The sequence below is a fragment of the Streptomyces sp. NPDC096132 genome (assembly GCF_044763345.1).
Taxonomy (GTDB): Bacteria; Actinomycetota; Actinomycetes; order Streptomycetales; family Streptomycetaceae; genus Streptomyces.
On the sequence record NZ_JBIWGA010000015.1, the window covers coordinates 26100 to 41195 of the forward strand.

Sequence of the window (15096 nt, forward strand, 5' to 3'; positions counted from 1 at the left end):
CACTCCTGCTGTCGCGTACGGTCTGGTTGCTCGTCGGGGTGCTCACCAGGCGTAGACCTGCTGGACTCTGCCGTTTTCCTCGAAGAGGCCCACCTTGGCTCCGGCGGACTTGGAGGCGGCGAGTTCGGCGAGCATCGCCAGGTCGGTCGTGGGCACGTTGCTGCCGAGGCTCACCCAGCCGCGGAGCTCTCCGTAGGCCCACACGTTGGCGTCGGCCTCGTTGCTCCACAGGCCGAGGATGCGCTGGTCGGCGAGCCAGGCGCGCAGGCTGACCTCCTGGACGCCGCAGGTGTGCCAGCTCTCGATGCCGGCCTCGCCGTAGCCGATCCGGAAGTAGCCCTGCTCGCCCCAGTCGGTGCCCCAGCTGTTCTTGGCGATCCAGCAGGCCTGCGCGTCGTCGTAGCCGACGAGACAGACGCAGTGACCGCCGGCGAGGTCACCGCTCTGGTGCCGGTAGACGCCTCCGCCGTAGCTGAAGAAGTCCTGGTAGACGAAGAGGCAGGCGACGACGGACCCGTAGGTGGCGATGTTGCGCTTGATCGCCACTGGGTCGTTGGTGTCGTTCGTCCAGTTCACGACGTTGGCGCGGCGGTTGGGCCAGTCCGGGTTGATCTTGCTGCCGTCCTGGTCCTTCGGCGCGTAGGGGAAGTAGTCCTCGAAGGTGATGCCCGCGTCGCGGGCCTTCTCCAGCAGGGGTTCGGGGAGCCAGCCGGTGTCGCAGGTGGCCCCGGCCGCACGGCCGTGCCCGAAGAACGCGTGGGCCTCGGAGAGGTCGGCCGGCAGATGGGGCGCGCGGTCGACGTAGCGGAGCACGTGCTCCATGGTCGCCACCGTGCCGAACGCGACACAGGAACCGCAGTCCTTCTGGTCCTTCACGGGGGTCGTGTAGTCGAGACCGCCGATGGAGCGCAGGTCGAACGCCGCGGGCAGCTCCGCCGCCTGGGCCGCGGCTTCCCGCGCGGCCTCCCGGTGCTGTTCCCGGGCCGCCATGATCTCGGCGTGCTCGGTCTCGTCGACCGGTACGCCGAGCCGGATGACGCGCTGCTCCTCGGTCAGCCGCGTCATGGAGTTGCTGCTCGATCGCCAGGGGTTGCCGGCGTTTTCCAGGGTCGCTCTGAGCTCTGCCAGATCGATCGGTTCGTTCACAGGCATGCGAACGCCTTTCGAGGTCGGGGGGAGGGTGAGGGTGGGGCGAAGGAGGCCCGCTGAGGCGGGGCGGTCCGAAGCGGCCCCGATGGGCGGCTCGGCGGCTTCGCCAACGGGAATCAGTGGACATCGCCGCACGGGTGTTCGCCACTCGAGAGCGGCCGTTCCCTCCCCCGGGCAGGCTCCTGGAGCGCGGCGCCCGCCAACGGCAGGCGCACACCACGCGCCGGGCGCGTGGTGTGCGCTGTTGGGCCGTTGGGATGACGGAGGTTCGCTCAGCGCCGTCCCGTGAGCCCCGCCGGACGGCCGGAGGCGGACAGCTCCGGCTGGCCGGCCACGGCGGCCGGGAGCGCCGTGACGGCTCTGGTCGCCGGGTTGAGGTTGACGATGCCGGACCGGACCTTGACCGTGCCCACGATGCGGCTCTGGGTGTCACCGATCAGCAGGCAGGAGTCGAAGGCCTCCTCGCGGACGTAGATCCGGGGTCCGTTCTCGTCGGTCCACAGGGTGCCGTCGGAGGCTTCCCCGTAGATGTAGGACCAGGTGTTGTTCGTGTCCAGGACGTACGCCTCGCCGCCGGGCGGGATGTTCCACCAGCCGCGCGTCCCCCACTGTCCGTAGTCGGCGCAGGTGTCGGGGCTGTAGAAGAGGATGCAGGTGGAGACGGTCAGGTGGTACCGGTTGCGGATGCGGAGTTCCATGATCAGCGCCTTCCTTCCTGGAACCGGACGCGGAGCGGCCTGCGGTCGAAGGGGCCGTCGTCCGCGGGGAGTTGGTAGTCCGACGTCCCGTCGGCCGCGCCCCGGGACACCGACGGGGTGTCACCGAAGGCGGACGTCGGGTCGGTCGGCCGTGGCTCGTCGGCTTCCGGCTGCCCTGCGAACCGCCGGCGCAGGGGTGTGAGGTCCATGGGCTCGTCGTCCGGCGGCAGTTGTTCGTCCGTCAGGGCGGCGGAGCCGGGAGAGGGACCGCCGTTCCGCGGTGACTCGGCGCCCTGGGCCGCGTGGAACGCCGCCCAGAGATCGGTGTCGGTCCGCTGCGACGCGGCTTCGAGATCGAAGTCGCCGGTGGGATCGGGCTGCTTGCGCAGCGCGTTGTCGCTCATCCTTTCCTCCCTTGTCCGTTGACACGGCAGGTGGTGGGGAAGTGCGTGAGGGGTGCGCGGGCGCGGCCGGAGCGCGGGGGGACGCCGGCGGTACGGTCGGAGAGCCGGGTGGCCCGCGGAGGGGGCTCCACGCCCCGGCGGACACATTCACCACATGGGGATCAGGCGCACCAATAACCACAATAAGGCGGTCGAGGACATCCGGCATCAGCGGTCGCCACACCCAAGCAAGCGCTTAGAAAGTGCGGTCAGAGTCACACCGCGACACCGGTGACCCCGAAGGTACGTCCGGGTAACTTCCCAACCAGCCCTGCCTGAAGAACCCCGTACGAACGCCAATGGAGCCGTCATGCCCGAAGCAGTGATCGTTTCGACCGCCCGCTCCCCCATCGGACGCGCTTTCAAGGGCTCGCTGAAGGATCTGCGCCCGGACGACCTCACCGCCACGATCATCCAGGCGGCCCTGGCCAAGGTCCCCGAGCTGGACCCGCGGGACATCGACGACCTGCACCTCGGGTGCGGTCTGCCGGGTGGCGAGCAGGGCAACAACCTCGGCCGGATCGTGGCCGTGCAGATGGGGATGGACCACCTCCCCGGCTGCACGATCACCCGTTACTGTTCCTCGTCGCTGCAGACGTCCCGCATGGCCCTGCACGCCATCAAGGCCGGCGAGGGCGACGTCTTCATCTCGGCCGGTGTCGAGATGGTCTCCCGTTTCACCAAGGGCAACTCCGACAGCCTGCCGGACACGCGCAACCCGTTCTTCGCCGAGGCCGAGGCCCGCACGGCGGAGGTGGCGCAGCAGGAGGGCACCACCTGGCACGACCCGCGTGAGGACGGCCTCGCCCCCGACGCCTACATCGCGATGGGCCAGACCGCGGAGAACCTCGCCCGGCTCAAGGGCGTCACCCGCCAGGACATGGACGAGTTCGGCGTACGGTCGCAGAACCTCGCCGAGGAAGCCATCAAGAACGGGTTCTGGGAGCGCGAGATCACCCCGGTGACCCTCCCGGACGGCACCGTCGTCTCCAAGGACGACGGTCCGCGCGCCGGCGTCACCATGGAGGCCGTCGGCGGTCTGAAGCCGGTGTTCCGCCCCGACGGGCTCGTCACGGCCGGCAACTGCTGCCCGCTGAACGACGGCGCCGCCGCGGTCGTCATCATGTCCGACACCAAGGCCCGCGAGCTGGGCCTGACCCCGCTCGCCCGCATCGTGTCGACCGGCGTCTCGGGCCTCTCCCCCGAGATCATGGGCCTCGGCCCGGTGGAGGCCTCGCAGCAGGCGCTGCGCCGCGCCGGCCTCACCATCGACGACATCGACCTGGTCGAGATCAACGAGGCGTTCGCCGCCCAGGTGATCCCCTCCTACCGCGACCTCGGCATCGACCTCGACAAGCTGAACGTCAACGGCGGCGCCATCGCCGTCGGCCACCCCTTCGGCATGACGGGCGCCCGCATCACCGGCACGCTCATCAACTCCCTCCAGTTCCACGACAAGCAGTTCGGCCTGGAGACGATGTGCGTCGGCGGCGGCCAGGGCATGGCGATGGTCATCGAGCGCCTCAGCTGACCCGCGCGCCGAGAGCCTCTGCGTAACCGTTTCGGCACCTGCCGTCACGCCATGGCCCGGAGTCCGGGAAACACCTGGACTCCGGGCCGTTTTGTGATCCAATCTCCCCCAGGATGTGACCTATCTCCCTCTCTCAGGGATTTACGCAGCTCAGCGCCTTTCACCACCAAACCCCCGACCCCATATCCTGTCCGTTTCGTGACGTTACGCACTGACAGCTGGATAGTCCGCCCTTCAAGCTGATGTAGGAAGTCGGGGGTCGACTTTGAACCGGGAGTACGTCAGTGAGCGCCATGCCGATCGCCTTGTTGGTCACCACGGCCGCCACGGGCGCCGTGGGCGTCGCCGTCCTGCGCACCCTCATGCAGCTGCGCCGGCAGGTCGCCGCTCTGCACGCCCAGCTCGCCGCGAACCACGCGGCTGAGGCGCGCGGTTTCGTGCCGGCCGCCCGCACCACGGCCGACACCGACGAGATACGCGCCGCCGTCGCCGAGGCGCTCGCGGAGGAGCGGGAGCGGGAACTGGCCGAGGCACGCGCCTTCTGGGCCGCCCAGGAGGCCCGTGACGCCTCTGACGCCCCCTCCCTGCTGGGTCTGCCGGACACCGACCTGTTCCTGCCGCGTCAGGCCGACTTCGTGGGCCTGGAGCCGCTGGAGCCGGTGACCGAGCCGACCGCGGACGCCGACGAGTTCACCGGGGAGTCGCCCGAGCTGGCCGCGGCCCGCCGCCGTCACCCCTCCCACCCCGACTTCGTCCCGGTCCAGTCACCGGTCGTGAACGACCACGAGCGCACGGTCGCCACCCTCGAGGAACTGGCCGCGTCCCGGATCGAGCTGACCGACGTCCGCCCCGGCCCGCTCGGCACCCTCGACGTCTACGTCTTCGCCGACGGCACCACCCTGTGCATGACCCCCGGCCACCGCGAAACGGCGGACCGCCTCAGCGCCGCCCTGACAGCCGGCGAAACCCCGTTCCTGCTGGGCGGCTCGGGCATCTCGGGCGCGTACACCCTGACCTTCGCGTGCGGCGAGGAGAACGTCTACATCCTGGCGGACAGGGTCATAGCGAGCCTCTGACGGCCTCGCTCGGGGCGCAGGGGACTGCAACCCCCTCAGGGGCGCGGGGCTGTATCGATTTGCGGCTCCGCCGCGTGGGCGCGACCAGCCACCACGAACCGCTGGCCGCCAACGCACCTCAGACCCCCGCCCTCTTCTGCGCCTCCTCGACAACCCGCACCGCTTCACTCACCTCGGCCTCACTGGTCAGCACAACCGCCAGATCATGCACAGCCACGGTGATCTGATCAGCCGCGGCGAACATCCCGGCATCCGGCATCTCCCGGAGTTCGACACCGGGCTCCTCGATGGCCTGCGCCCACTGAGCCAACCGCCGGGCCAGCGCCAGCGCCTCCGCGGCAGCGCTCCGCTGCAACCGACTCTGCGGCGCCGCACGCAAACGATCGGCGAAGTGATCCACCGCACGGGTCAGTGACGTCGTATCAACCACGTCGTGAGCGTACGCGTCGCACCGGGACTGTTGCCAACACGCGAACGCTCAGGCACCGTGACCTGAAGGACCGGCTTACATCCCCTTTGCAACCGGAGGCGCCGATGTCCCATGTCCTCTCCGAGGAGACCCACCGCAATATGCTCGCCCGCATCCCTCATTGCACCGGTCGTGAAGTCTCCGACTGGCTGCGCACCGTCGACGAAGGCCCTGCTCTCCGCTTCGAGGAGAAGGTCAGCTGGCTGCGTCACGAACACAACCTCGCGTACGGCCACGCCAAGGCGATCATCCACGAGTACGAGCTGAGGAGGGCAGCGCGCAAATTCCTGTAGGGCGCGCAGACGGCGAAGGGCCCCGGGGTTGTCCCCGGGGCCCTTTCACGCGCTCACGACGGTCAGTCGTTGCTGTTGAGGATCGCCAGCAGGCGCAGGAACTCCATGTAGATCCAGACCAGCGTCAGCGTGAGGCCGAAGGCGGCGAGCCATGCCTCCTCGCGCGGGGCGCCGTAGGTGATGCCGTCCTCGACCTGCTTGAAGTCCAGGGCGAGGAAGCAGGCACCGAGGATGATGCCGATGACGCCGAAGACGATGCCGAGGGCACCACTGCGGAAGCCGAGGCCGTCGCCGCCGCCGAAGACGGTGAACAGCAGGTTCACGGCCATCAGCAGGACGAAGCCGAGCGCGGCGGCCATCACGAAGCCGTAGAAGCGGCGGTTGACGCGGATCCAGCCCGCCTTGTACGCCACGAGCACGCCGGCGAAGACCGCCATGGTGCCGAGGACCGCCTGGGCGACCACGCCGTTCGCGATGTACGTGGACACCGCGGCCGAGATCACGCCGAGGAAGACGCCCTCGAGGGCGGCGTACGACAGGATCAGCGCGGGGGACGGGCGGCGCTTGAAGGACTGGACCAGGGCCAGCACCATCGCGACCAGGCCGGCCCCGACGGCGATGCCGTAGGACTTGCCGAGGTTGGCCTCGTCGACGGGCAGCAGCAGCCAGGACAGGACCGCCGTGACCACCACGGTGCCGAGCGTGGTCGCGGTGCGCGCGACGACGTCGTCCATGGTCATGGCGCCCGGGGTGACCGGGGCCTGCGGCGGGGCGCCCACGCCCTGCTGGGCGTAAGGGTTCTGCGCGTAGGGGTTGCCCGCCTGCTGGGCGTACGGGTTGGCCTGCGTGCCGACAGCGGGGCCCCCGGCCTGCGGCGCGGCGTTGAAGCCCGCGTAGCCGTTGTCGCGGCTGAACCCCCGTCGCGAGAAGACCGGGTTTCTGCTCCTCATTTCACTCCTCCATGGCCACACAGCGTGGCCTTGGCGTCAAGAGTAATAGGTAGGCAAAGGATTGACCCTAGTGCTTGGGGAGGATCTTTCCCTCGTCGTGCTGCGCAACACGCTACGTGGCGTCCTGATTCCCGGTGGCGGAGGGCCTCATTCATGACCAACCTGCGACCTGGCCGGAACCGGTCGGAGACCGGCCGGTCGCTCACCCGAACGGGGACCTCACTCGAAGGGGAAGCCGGTGTACGCCTCGGCCAGGTCGGTCTCGGCAGCGCGGGAGGAGGCGATCCGCTCCAGCCGGGCCAGCTGGAGCCGGTCCTCGAAGGGGGTGGCGTCGGGCGCGCGGTGCAGCAGGGTCGTCATGTCGTACGAGAACCGCTCGGCCTGCCAGACGCGCCGCAGACAGGTCGCGGAGTAGGCGTCGAGCAGTTCGGCCGAACCGGTCTCCTGCCGGTGCGTCAGCGCCCTCGCGAACGTCACCACGTCCCCGACGGCCAGATTCAGCCCCTTGGCGCCCGTCGGCGGGACGATGTGGGCCGCGTCCCCGGCGAGGAAGAGCCGGCCGTGCCGCATGGGCTCGTGGACGTAGGAGCGCATGGGGGTGACCGACTTCTGGGTGATCGGGCCGCGCTCCAGCGTCCAGTCGTCGTCGGTCTCGAAGCGGCGTTCCAGCTCGTCCCAGATCTCCTCGTCGCCCCACGTCTCGGCGTCGGTGTCCTCGGGCACCTGGAGGTAGAGGCGGGAGACGGACGGCGAGCGCATGGACAGCAGGGCGAAGCCGCGGTCGTGGCGGGCGTAGACCAGTTCGTCGTGCGAGGGCGGTACGTCGGCGAGGATGCCGAGCCAGCCGAAGGGGTACGTCCGTTCGAAGACGCGGGTCAGTTCGGCCGGGATCGCCTTCCGGGAGACTCCCCAGAAGCCGTCGCAGCCGACGACGTACTCGCACTCCAGGACGTCCTCGACGCCCTCGCGCCGGAACCGGACGCGGGGGCTGTCGGTGTCCGCCCCCTCCACGGCCAGCGCCTCCGCCTCGAAGAGCAGCGGGCCGCCCTCCTTCAGCTGGAGGGCGATGAGGTCCTTGCACACCTCGGTCTGCGCGTAGACCATCACGGACCGGCCGCCGGTGAGGGCGGGGAAGTCGACGCGGTGGCGTGTGCGGTCGAAGCGCAGTTCGATGCCGTCGTGGCGCAGCCCCTCCCGGTCCATGCGCTCCCCTGCGCCTGCCGCGCGCAGCACGTCCACCGTGCCCTGTTCCAGGATCCCGGCGCGCTGGCGGTGCTCGACATAGGCCCGGTCGCGGCTCTCCAGCACGACGGAGTCGATGCCGGCGTTGTGGAGCAGACGGGCGAGGAGCAGGCCGGCGGGGCCGGCGCCGATGATGCCGACGGTGGTGCGCATCGGGCTTTCCCTTCAGACAGACACGCGCGGGCGTCCCTCGCCGCCACGTGTTCGCGTAGTGAAGTTTTCTTCACTCTTGCCATGCGTGAGTCTGCGCCCGGGTTCACCCGGTGTCAACGATGGGGGTGCGGCGGTCAACGCCTCAATGGAGGATGCAGCGATCCCCGAGGCGTCGGAAGTGCCCAGAGCCGGACTTGAACCGGCACGCCCGCGAAGGGGCAGCGAGGTTTAAGCTCGCCGTGTCTGCATTCCACCATCTGGGCAGGCCTTGGGCTCCGCGTTGAGCTTCCGACCCTATCGGGATCCGTCCCCCGAACAGCGGAAGAGCAGACCGATGTTGTCTTATTTTATTGACGTCTGAGGGAGCATCAGCACCTGGAACTCGCCATCCGCACTTGCCAGTAGCCTGGCGCGCGGCAACCGCTTGCGTATGCGGAATGACGGAATTTCACCGCCCGAACGAGGTTGCTCCACCGGTTCTTGACGAACCGTCTCTCAGTGACGGGGGTCATCCCCAGGTATGACACGGCGGTCCGGGGTCCGTCCCGAGTCTGCCTTCAGAACCGGAACAGCGACTGACTACAGGCCCGCCGTCCACCGGAACGATGGTTCGAGTCCCCAAGAGACCCCCACCATCGTCCCGTCAGGAGCGCGTTTCCCGTGACCACCAGCCCCCTCGCCGAACGGACCACCACCGTGGCCGCACGTGCCACGGACCTGTCGAAGATCTACGGGCAGGGCGAGACCCAGGTGGTCGCCCTGGACCGGGTCTCCGTCGACTTCCGGCAGGCCGAGTTCACCGCGATCATGGGCCCCTCCGGGTCCGGCAAGTCCACGCTGATGCACTGCGTGGCCGGCCTCGACACCTTCTCGTCCGGGTCCGTGCGGATCGGCGAGACGGAGCTCGGCTCGCTGAAGGACAAGCAGCTCACCAAGCTCCGCCGGGACAAGATCGGGTTCATCTTCCAGGCGTTCAACCTGCTGCCGACGCTGACCGCGCTGGAGAACATCACCCTTCCGATGGACATCGCGGGGCGTAAACCGGACAAGGAGTGGCTGGACAACGTCATCCGGATGGTCGGCCTCAAGGACCGGCTGAGCCACCGCCCCGCCCAGCTCTCCGGCGGTCAGCAGCAGCGTGTCGCCGTCGCCCGCGCCCTGGCCTCCCGGCCCGACATCATCTTCGGCGACGAGCCGACCGGAAACCTCGACTCGCGCTCCGGCGCGGAGGTCCTCGGCTTCCTGCGCAACTCCGTGCGCGAGCTCGGCCAGACGGTGGTGATGGTGACCCACGACCCGGTGGCGGCGGCGTACGCGGACCGGGTGGTGTTCCTCGCGGACGGGCGGATCGTCGACGAGGTGTACGGGCCGACGGCCGACTCCGTCCTCGACCGGATGCTGCGTCTTTCCGGGGGAACCCCCCAGACCCCCGAATTCGACGCGAAGGGCCGGACCAGCTGATGTTCCGCACCGCCCTGCGCAACGTCCTCGCGCACAAGGCCCGGCTCCTGATGACCGTCCTCGCCGTGATGCTCGGCGTGGCCTTCGTGTCCGGGACGCTCGTCTTCACCAACACCCTGTCCAACGCCCTGCAGAACAGCTCCGCCAAGGGCTTCGACCAGGTCGACGTCGCCGTCACCGCCGAGGCCCAGGAGGACGTCGGCGACCGCATCGGCAAGACGTCCGAGCTGACCGAGGCGCTGCGCGAGCAGAGCGCGAAGGTGCCCGGCGCGGCCTCCGCCGTGGGCGTCGTGAGCGGCTTCACCGCCATCGCCGACAAGGACGGCAAGCTCGTCGGCGGCGGCTTCCAGTCCCAGGGCGGCAACTACTGGGGCGACAAGGACACCCGGTACCCGCTGAAGGAGGGGGCCGCCCCGCACGGCGCGGACGAGGTCGTCATCGACTCCGAGACCGCCCGGCGGGCCGGCTACGAGGTCGGCGACACCGTACGGATCTCGGTCGACGGGCCGGTCCTCACCCCGAGGATCACCGGCATCTTCACCACCGACGACGGCAATGTCGCGGCCGGCGGCAGCCTCGCCCTGTTCGACACGGCCACCGCGCAGCGGCTGTTCGGCAAGACCGGCACGTACGACGAGATCGACGTGAAGGCCGCCGCCGGGACCTCGCAGGCCGCGCTGAAGGCCGCGCTGGACGCCGCCCTGCCGAAGGGCGAGGTGGAGACCATCACCAGCCAGGAGCTCGCCGACGACCAGGCGAAGGCGATCTCCGCCTCGATGAGCGGGCTGAAGCAGGGCCTGCTGGTGTTCGCCGGGATCGCGCTGTTCGTCGGCACGTTCATCATCGCCAACACCTTCACCATGCTGGTCGCCCAGCGCACCAAGGAGCTCGCGCTGCTGCGGGCCGTGGGCGCCTCGCGCCGGCAGGTGACGCGGTCGGTGCTGATCGAGGCGTTCGTGGTGGGCGTGGTGGCCGGCGTGACCGGTCTGCTGGCCGGTATCGGCATCGGCGCGGGACTGCGGGCGCTGTTGAACACGCTCGGCGCGACCGTCCCCGACGGCCCGCTGGTGGTCTCGCCCGGCACGGTCGGGGCCTCCCTCGCCGTCGGCGTCGTGATCACCGTGCTGGCCGCGTGGCTGCCCGGCCGCCGGGCCGCGAAGATCCCGCCGGTCGCGGCGATGAGCAGTGTGCACGCCAAGGCCACCACCAGGTCGCTGGTGCTGCGCAACACACTGGGCGCGCTGTTCTCGGCGGCGGGCGTCGCGGTGGTCCTGACGGCCACGACGATGAACGGCTCCGACGGCCAGGCCCCCATGGGACTCGGCGCGGTCCTGCTGATCGTCGGCGTGTTCATCCTGACCCCGCTGCTGTCCCGCCCGCTGATCGCGGCCGCGGCACCGGTCCTGCGGATCTTCGGGGTCTCCGGCAAGCTGGCCCGGCAGAACTCGGTGCGCAACCCGCGCCGTACGGCCGCCACCGCCTCGGCGCTGATGATCGGCCTCACCCTGATCACCGGGATGACGGTGATGGCGGGCAGCCTGCAGAAGTCGATCGACAAGATGGCGTCCTCGGCGATCCGCGCCGACTACGTGGTGTCGATGGCGAACGGCAACGAACTCTCCCCCGACGTCGAGGAGAAGCTGAAGGCGACCGACGGCGTGACCACCACCAGTCCGATGCGCAACGCGCCCGCCCGCATCGACGACACGACCGAGTACCTCACCGGCGTCAACGGCGCAGCCTTCGGCGAGCTCACCGACCTCGCGGTCGACGACGGCAGCTTCGAGGTGGGCGGCACGCGGGTCGTCGTGGACGAGGACACGGCGAAGGTCCACGGCTGGAAGGCCGGTTCCGGCTTCACCGTCTCCTACGAGGACGGCGCGAAGCAGAAGCTGACGGTCGCCGGGGTCTACCAGGCCAACGAGCTGATCTCGGGCATCCTGCTCGACACCTCCGCGCTCTCGCCGCACCAGGAGGACCCGGCCGACATGCAGGTCATGGTCAAGACGTCCGGCGGCGCCTCGGACGGGACCAAGGACCGGCTGGAGAAGGCCCTCGGCTCCAACCCGGCCATCCAGGTGCAGAGCAAGAAGGACCTGTCCGACAGCATCGCGAAGATGTTCACGCTGATGCTGAACATGCTCTACGGCCTGCTGGCCATGGCCGTGATCGTCGCGGTCCTCGGGGTGATCAACACCCTGGCGATGTCGGTCTTCGAGCGTTCGCAGGAGATCGGCATGCTGCGGGCGATCGGCCTGGACCGCCGCTCGGTCAAGCGGATGGTCCGTCTGGAGTCCCTCGTCATCTCCCTGTTCGGCGGGGTGCTGGGCATCGGTCTGGGCGTGTTCTTCGGCTGGGCGGCCGGTGAGCTGATCGGCACGAGGATGGCGACGTACGAACTCGTCCTGCCGTGGGGCCGGATGGCCGTGTTCCTGCTGCTGGCCGCCGGTGTGGGCGTCCTGGCGGCGCTGTGGCCGGCCCGGCGGGCGTCCCGGCTGAACATGCTGGCTGTGATCAAGTCGGAGTAGCGGACGACCGGTCGGGGCCCCATGCCGTGGTGCACGGGGCCCCGTTCTCATGCGTTCTCGGTCCAGGTACGGGCGCGCAGCGGCATCCCGGAGCCGCCGGACTCGGGTGTCCTGACGGCGAGGACCTGGTTGACGCCGATGCGGTTGCGTGCGAACCCGACGGCGCAGGCGGCCATGTACAGCCGCCAGACGCGGGCCCGGCCGGGGCCGGTGAGCCGGACGGCGCGCTGCCAGTCGTCCTCCAGCCGGGCGACCCAGTGGCGCAGGGTGAGGGCGTAGTGCTCGCGGATGGACTCGACGTCACGGACCTCGAAGCCGGCCCGTTCGAGCTGGGTGACGGTGGTGCCCACGGGGGCCAGCTCGCCGTCCGGGAAGACGTAGGAGTCGATGAACCCGTCGAGGTGGTAGGTGGACTCGTCGCGCTGGGGGCGCCGGGAGATCTGGTGGTTGAGCAGCCGTCCGCCGGGCGCGAGCAGCTCGTACAGATCGGTCGCGTAGTCCAGATACCGCTCGGCGCCGACGTGCTCGGCCATCCCGATGGACGAGATCGCCTCGTACGGCCCGTCGCCGACGTCCCGGTAGTCCTGCACCCGGATCTCGACCCGGTCGGTGAGACCGGCGTCGGCGACGCGCTTGCGGGCGTAGGCCGCCTGCTCCTGGGAGAGGGTGATCCCGACGACGCGCACCCCGTGCTCGCGGGCGGCGTGGACGGCCATGGATCCCCAGCCGCAGCCGACGTCGAGCAGTCGCTGACCGGGGGTCAGGGCGAGCTTGCGGCAGACGAGTTCGAGTTTGTCGCGCTGGGCTTCTTCGAGGCCGGCGTCGGGGTGGGGCCAGTAGGCGCAGGAGTACACCATGGACGGGCCGAGGACGATCTCGTAGAAGTCGTTGCCGACGTCGTAGTGGTGGCTGATGGCGCGTCGGTCGGTGCGTCTCGTGTGGAGGTGCCGGGTGCGGCGGACCTCCTCCGGGGGCGGCGCCGGCGGGAGCGGGGGTCCGGCGAGCTTCAGCAGGCCGCCGACGGCCGTGCGGAACTGCGGGTCGCGCAGGGCCTGGCCGAGGGTACGGGCGTCCTCGTCCCGCTCCCAGATCAGGCCCGAGAGCAGATCGAGGGTGAGGAAGAGGTCGCCCTCGATCTCCAGGTCCCCCGCGACCCAGGCACGGGCGAGTCCCAGCTCGCCGGGCTTGAACAGCAGGCGGCGCAGGGCCCTTCGGTTGCGCACGACCAGGCTGGGCGCGTCGGGCGGGCCCGCCTGCGAACCGTCCCAGGCGCGGATGCGCACCGGGAGCGGAACTCCCAGCAACTGTTCGACCAGGGCGTGGAGCCGCGGCGCGGCGTCGGTCATGGAGCACACCTCCGTGACGGTGATCCCGAATGTCCGGTCTCCACGTAAACACCTGGGGGCTGCGCACGCAGTCCCCCACGCGCGTCACGGCTGCGCAAACTCCACCGAGGTGACCAGGGACGGATGAGTACGGCGACTCAAACCCGGCCGGGCCCCGCTGCGGAAGTGACCGTCCTCCTCCCGCGTCACTGCGGGAAGCTCGGCCACACGCCCAGCTCCGTCACGGCGGCGGTGGTGACACCCGAGGCGCCGCCCGGGAGGAGCAGGCTCGTCTGCTCGTAGTCGTCGTCGCCGATCACCAGGTCCGCGTCGCCGTCCTGGTCGGTGTCGCGCAGCCGGAGGTTCAGCCCGAACCTCTCGTACGCCGCGGGGTCGCCCGGTACTCCGGCGGTGGCGCGGGTGAACCACTGCGAACCGGCGCCGGTCAGGCCCTTCGAACCGCCGCGCAGGATGTGGACGCCGCCCGCCGAGGCGGCCGAGCCGACCTTCTCCTCCTCCGAGCTCACCGCGAGGTCCGGGTAGCCGTCGCGGTTGGTGTCGCCGGCGGAGAGCGCGCCGCCGAAGCCGTCGTTCTTGGTGGCGGCCGTGGCGACGCCCGAAGTGGCCTGGGTGAGCCGGTACTTGGTGGTGGGGCCGGACGCCCCGCCGCGGACGACGACGACCGAGCCGGCGCCGTTGTCGTAGCGGGTGTCGCCGACGGCCAGGTCGCCGTAGCCGTTCTTGTCGAAGTCCGCGATGACGCCCGTGGGGCTGTAGTCGGTGCCCGCGTTGTTGATCGGCGTGACCTTGGCGGCGGGCTTGACGGTGGTGCCTCCGCGCAGGAACCAGGCGTCCTGGGTCATCTTGTCGTTGCGGTAGCCCTGGCCGAGGACGTACAGGTCGGTGGCCTTGTCCTTGGTGACCTTCCCGGCGACGAGTCCGGCGGGTTCGAGGATGTCGGGCGAGCTCAGGGGCAGGCGGTGCTTGGTGACCTTGCCGGTCGTCCCGGTCTTGGAGAAGCCGCCCCGGAAGATGTAGGTGGTGTTGATGGAGTCCACGACCGCCAGGTCCGCCTTGCCGTCGCCGTTGAAGTCACCGGTCTCGACGGCCTTGCCGAAGCCCCGGTGGGTGACGGCGCCGACGGGGAGCCGGGTGGCCTTGGTGCCGAGGCCGGACTTCGCGCCCCACATGATGGTGACCGCTCCCGAGCTGACCTTGCCGCTCACCTTCTCGGTGAAGTCGGTGACCGCGAGGTCGGCGTAGCCGTCCCGGTTCAGGTCGGCGGCGGCCAGGTCCTCGCCGAAGGTGTCCCCGAAGCCGCCGGCGTCCCCGGAGGTCCCGGGAATGCCCGAGCTGTTCTGTGTGAACGTCTTCGTCACGGTGCCGGGACCGGTCGCCGTCCCGTACGTCACGGTGAAGGAACCGCCGAGGGATGCCTGGGCGTAGTCCCGGTAGCCGTCGCCGTTGAAGTCGTCGGCGTACTTCGCGGGCGCGGCCGCGGCCGTCCCCGAGAGGGCCAGCAGCCCGCCGCCCGTGAGGGACACGGCGGTCGCGGTCGCGAGAGCGAGCCGGAGCGGGCGGGACGTCCTGCGCGTGAACATGCGTCTCCTGCGTGCGCACGGGACCGGGCGGGCCGGTCCCCGGTGATCTTGTGGTGCGGGGTACAGGGGAGACGCCTGACGGCGCGAGAGGGTTGTACGCCGAAGAGCCGTACCACGCGGGGGTGTACGCCGAAGGGGCCGCCCGCACCACGGATGGCGGGCGGCCCCTTCAGGGGT

The 15096-nt window shown here is 70.1% G+C and carries 13 protein-coding genes and 1 tRNA gene; 5 read left to right on the forward strand and 9 right to left on the reverse strand.

Going from position 1 to position 15096, the window contains the following annotated elements:
- Positions 1 to 42: 42 nt before the first annotated feature.
- From ACIRF9_RS31365 to ACIRF9_RS31375, 3 genes are all read right to left on the reverse strand, one after another.
- A complete protein-coding gene (locus ACIRF9_RS31365) occupies positions 43 to 1152 on the reverse strand; it encodes a C1 family peptidase (RefSeq protein WP_403828869.1) in 1110 nt (369 codons plus the stop codon).
- Between the two features lie 269 nt (positions 1153 to 1421).
- On the reverse strand, positions 1422 to 1847 hold the full coding sequence (locus ACIRF9_RS31370; RefSeq protein ID WP_403828872.1) for a hypothetical protein: 426 nt from the start codon (positions 1845 to 1847) through the stop codon (positions 1422 to 1424).
- A gap of 2 nt (positions 1848 to 1849) precedes the next feature.
- Positions 1850 to 2251 (reverse strand): hypothetical protein, encoded by a 402-nt coding sequence (locus ACIRF9_RS31375; protein WP_403828874.1) that lies wholly within the window; start codon positions 2249 to 2251, stop codon positions 1850 to 1852.
- Positions 2252 to 2600: 349 nt separating this feature from the next.
- Between ACIRF9_RS31375 and ACIRF9_RS31380 the strand changes: the two genes are divergently transcribed.
- Positions 2601 to 3821 carry an acetyl-CoA C-acetyltransferase gene (locus ACIRF9_RS31380; protein ID WP_403828876.1) on the forward strand — a complete coding sequence of 407 codons (1221 nt, stop codon included), beginning with the start codon at positions 2601 to 2603 and terminating at the stop codon, positions 3819 to 3821.
- 284 nt (positions 3822 to 4105) lie between these two features.
- Positions 4106 to 4897 carry a hypothetical protein gene (locus ACIRF9_RS31385; protein ID WP_403828879.1) on the forward strand — a complete coding sequence of 264 codons (792 nt, stop codon included), beginning with the start codon at positions 4106 to 4108 and terminating at the stop codon, positions 4895 to 4897.
- A 118-nt stretch (positions 4898 to 5015) separates the two neighbouring features.
- On the opposite strand, the gene ACIRF9_RS31390 is transcribed toward ACIRF9_RS31385, so the two are convergent.
- The gene (locus ACIRF9_RS31390; protein WP_403828882.1) at positions 5016 to 5327 is read right to left on the reverse strand and encodes a hypothetical protein; all 312 of its coding nucleotides are present in this window, start codon (positions 5325 to 5327) and stop codon (positions 5016 to 5018) included.
- Positions 5328 to 5431: 104 nt separating this feature from the next.
- Between ACIRF9_RS31390 and ACIRF9_RS31395 the strand changes: the two genes are divergently transcribed.
- On the forward strand, positions 5432 to 5659 hold the full coding sequence (locus ACIRF9_RS31395; protein WP_403828884.1) for a DUF4287 domain-containing protein: 228 nt from the start codon (positions 5432 to 5434) through the stop codon (positions 5657 to 5659).
- A gap of 62 nt (positions 5660 to 5721) precedes the next feature.
- On the opposite strand, the gene ACIRF9_RS31400 is transcribed toward ACIRF9_RS31395, so the two are convergent.
- From ACIRF9_RS31400 to ACIRF9_RS31410, 3 genes are all read right to left on the reverse strand, one after another.
- Positions 5722 to 6609: a Bax inhibitor-1/YccA family protein gene (locus ACIRF9_RS31400; RefSeq protein ID WP_403828887.1), complete on the reverse strand. Its 888-nt coding sequence runs from the start codon at positions 6607 to 6609 to the stop codon at positions 5722 to 5724.
- A gap of 219 nt (positions 6610 to 6828) precedes the next feature.
- On the reverse strand, positions 6829 to 8004 hold the full coding sequence (locus tag ACIRF9_RS31405) for a 4-hydroxybenzoate 3-monooxygenase (protein ID WP_403828889.1): 1176 nt from the start codon (positions 8002 to 8004) through the stop codon (positions 6829 to 6831).
- 179 nt (positions 8005 to 8183) lie between these two features.
- Positions 8184 to 8267 (reverse strand) — tRNA-Leu (locus ACIRF9_RS31410).
- A gap of 397 nt (positions 8268 to 8664) precedes the next feature.
- Between ACIRF9_RS31410 and ACIRF9_RS31415 the strand changes: the two genes are divergently transcribed.
- The gene (locus tag ACIRF9_RS31415; protein ID WP_403828892.1) at positions 8665 to 9465 is read left to right on the forward strand and encodes an ABC transporter ATP-binding protein; all 801 of its coding nucleotides are present in this window, start codon (positions 8665 to 8667) and stop codon (positions 9463 to 9465) included.
- Positions 9465 to 11993: an ABC transporter permease gene (locus ACIRF9_RS31420; RefSeq protein WP_403828894.1), complete on the forward strand. Its 2529-nt coding sequence runs from the start codon at positions 9465 to 9467 to the stop codon at positions 11991 to 11993. The genes ACIRF9_RS31415 and ACIRF9_RS31420 overlap by 1 nt, the downstream gene beginning before the upstream one ends.
- 47 nt (positions 11994 to 12040) lie before the next feature.
- Here the strand turns inward: ACIRF9_RS31420 and ACIRF9_RS31425 are convergent, their stop codons facing one another.
- Complete coding sequence (locus ACIRF9_RS31425) at positions 12041 to 13339, reverse strand: class I SAM-dependent methyltransferase (protein ID WP_403828897.1); 1299 nt, start codon at positions 13337 to 13339, stop codon at positions 12041 to 12043.
- 185 nt (positions 13340 to 13524) lie between these two features.
- Positions 13525 to 14919: an FG-GAP repeat domain-containing protein gene (locus ACIRF9_RS31430; RefSeq protein ID WP_403828900.1), complete on the reverse strand. Its 1395-nt coding sequence runs from the start codon at positions 14917 to 14919 to the stop codon at positions 13525 to 13527.
- Between the last annotated feature and the right edge of the window lie 177 nt (positions 14920 to 15096).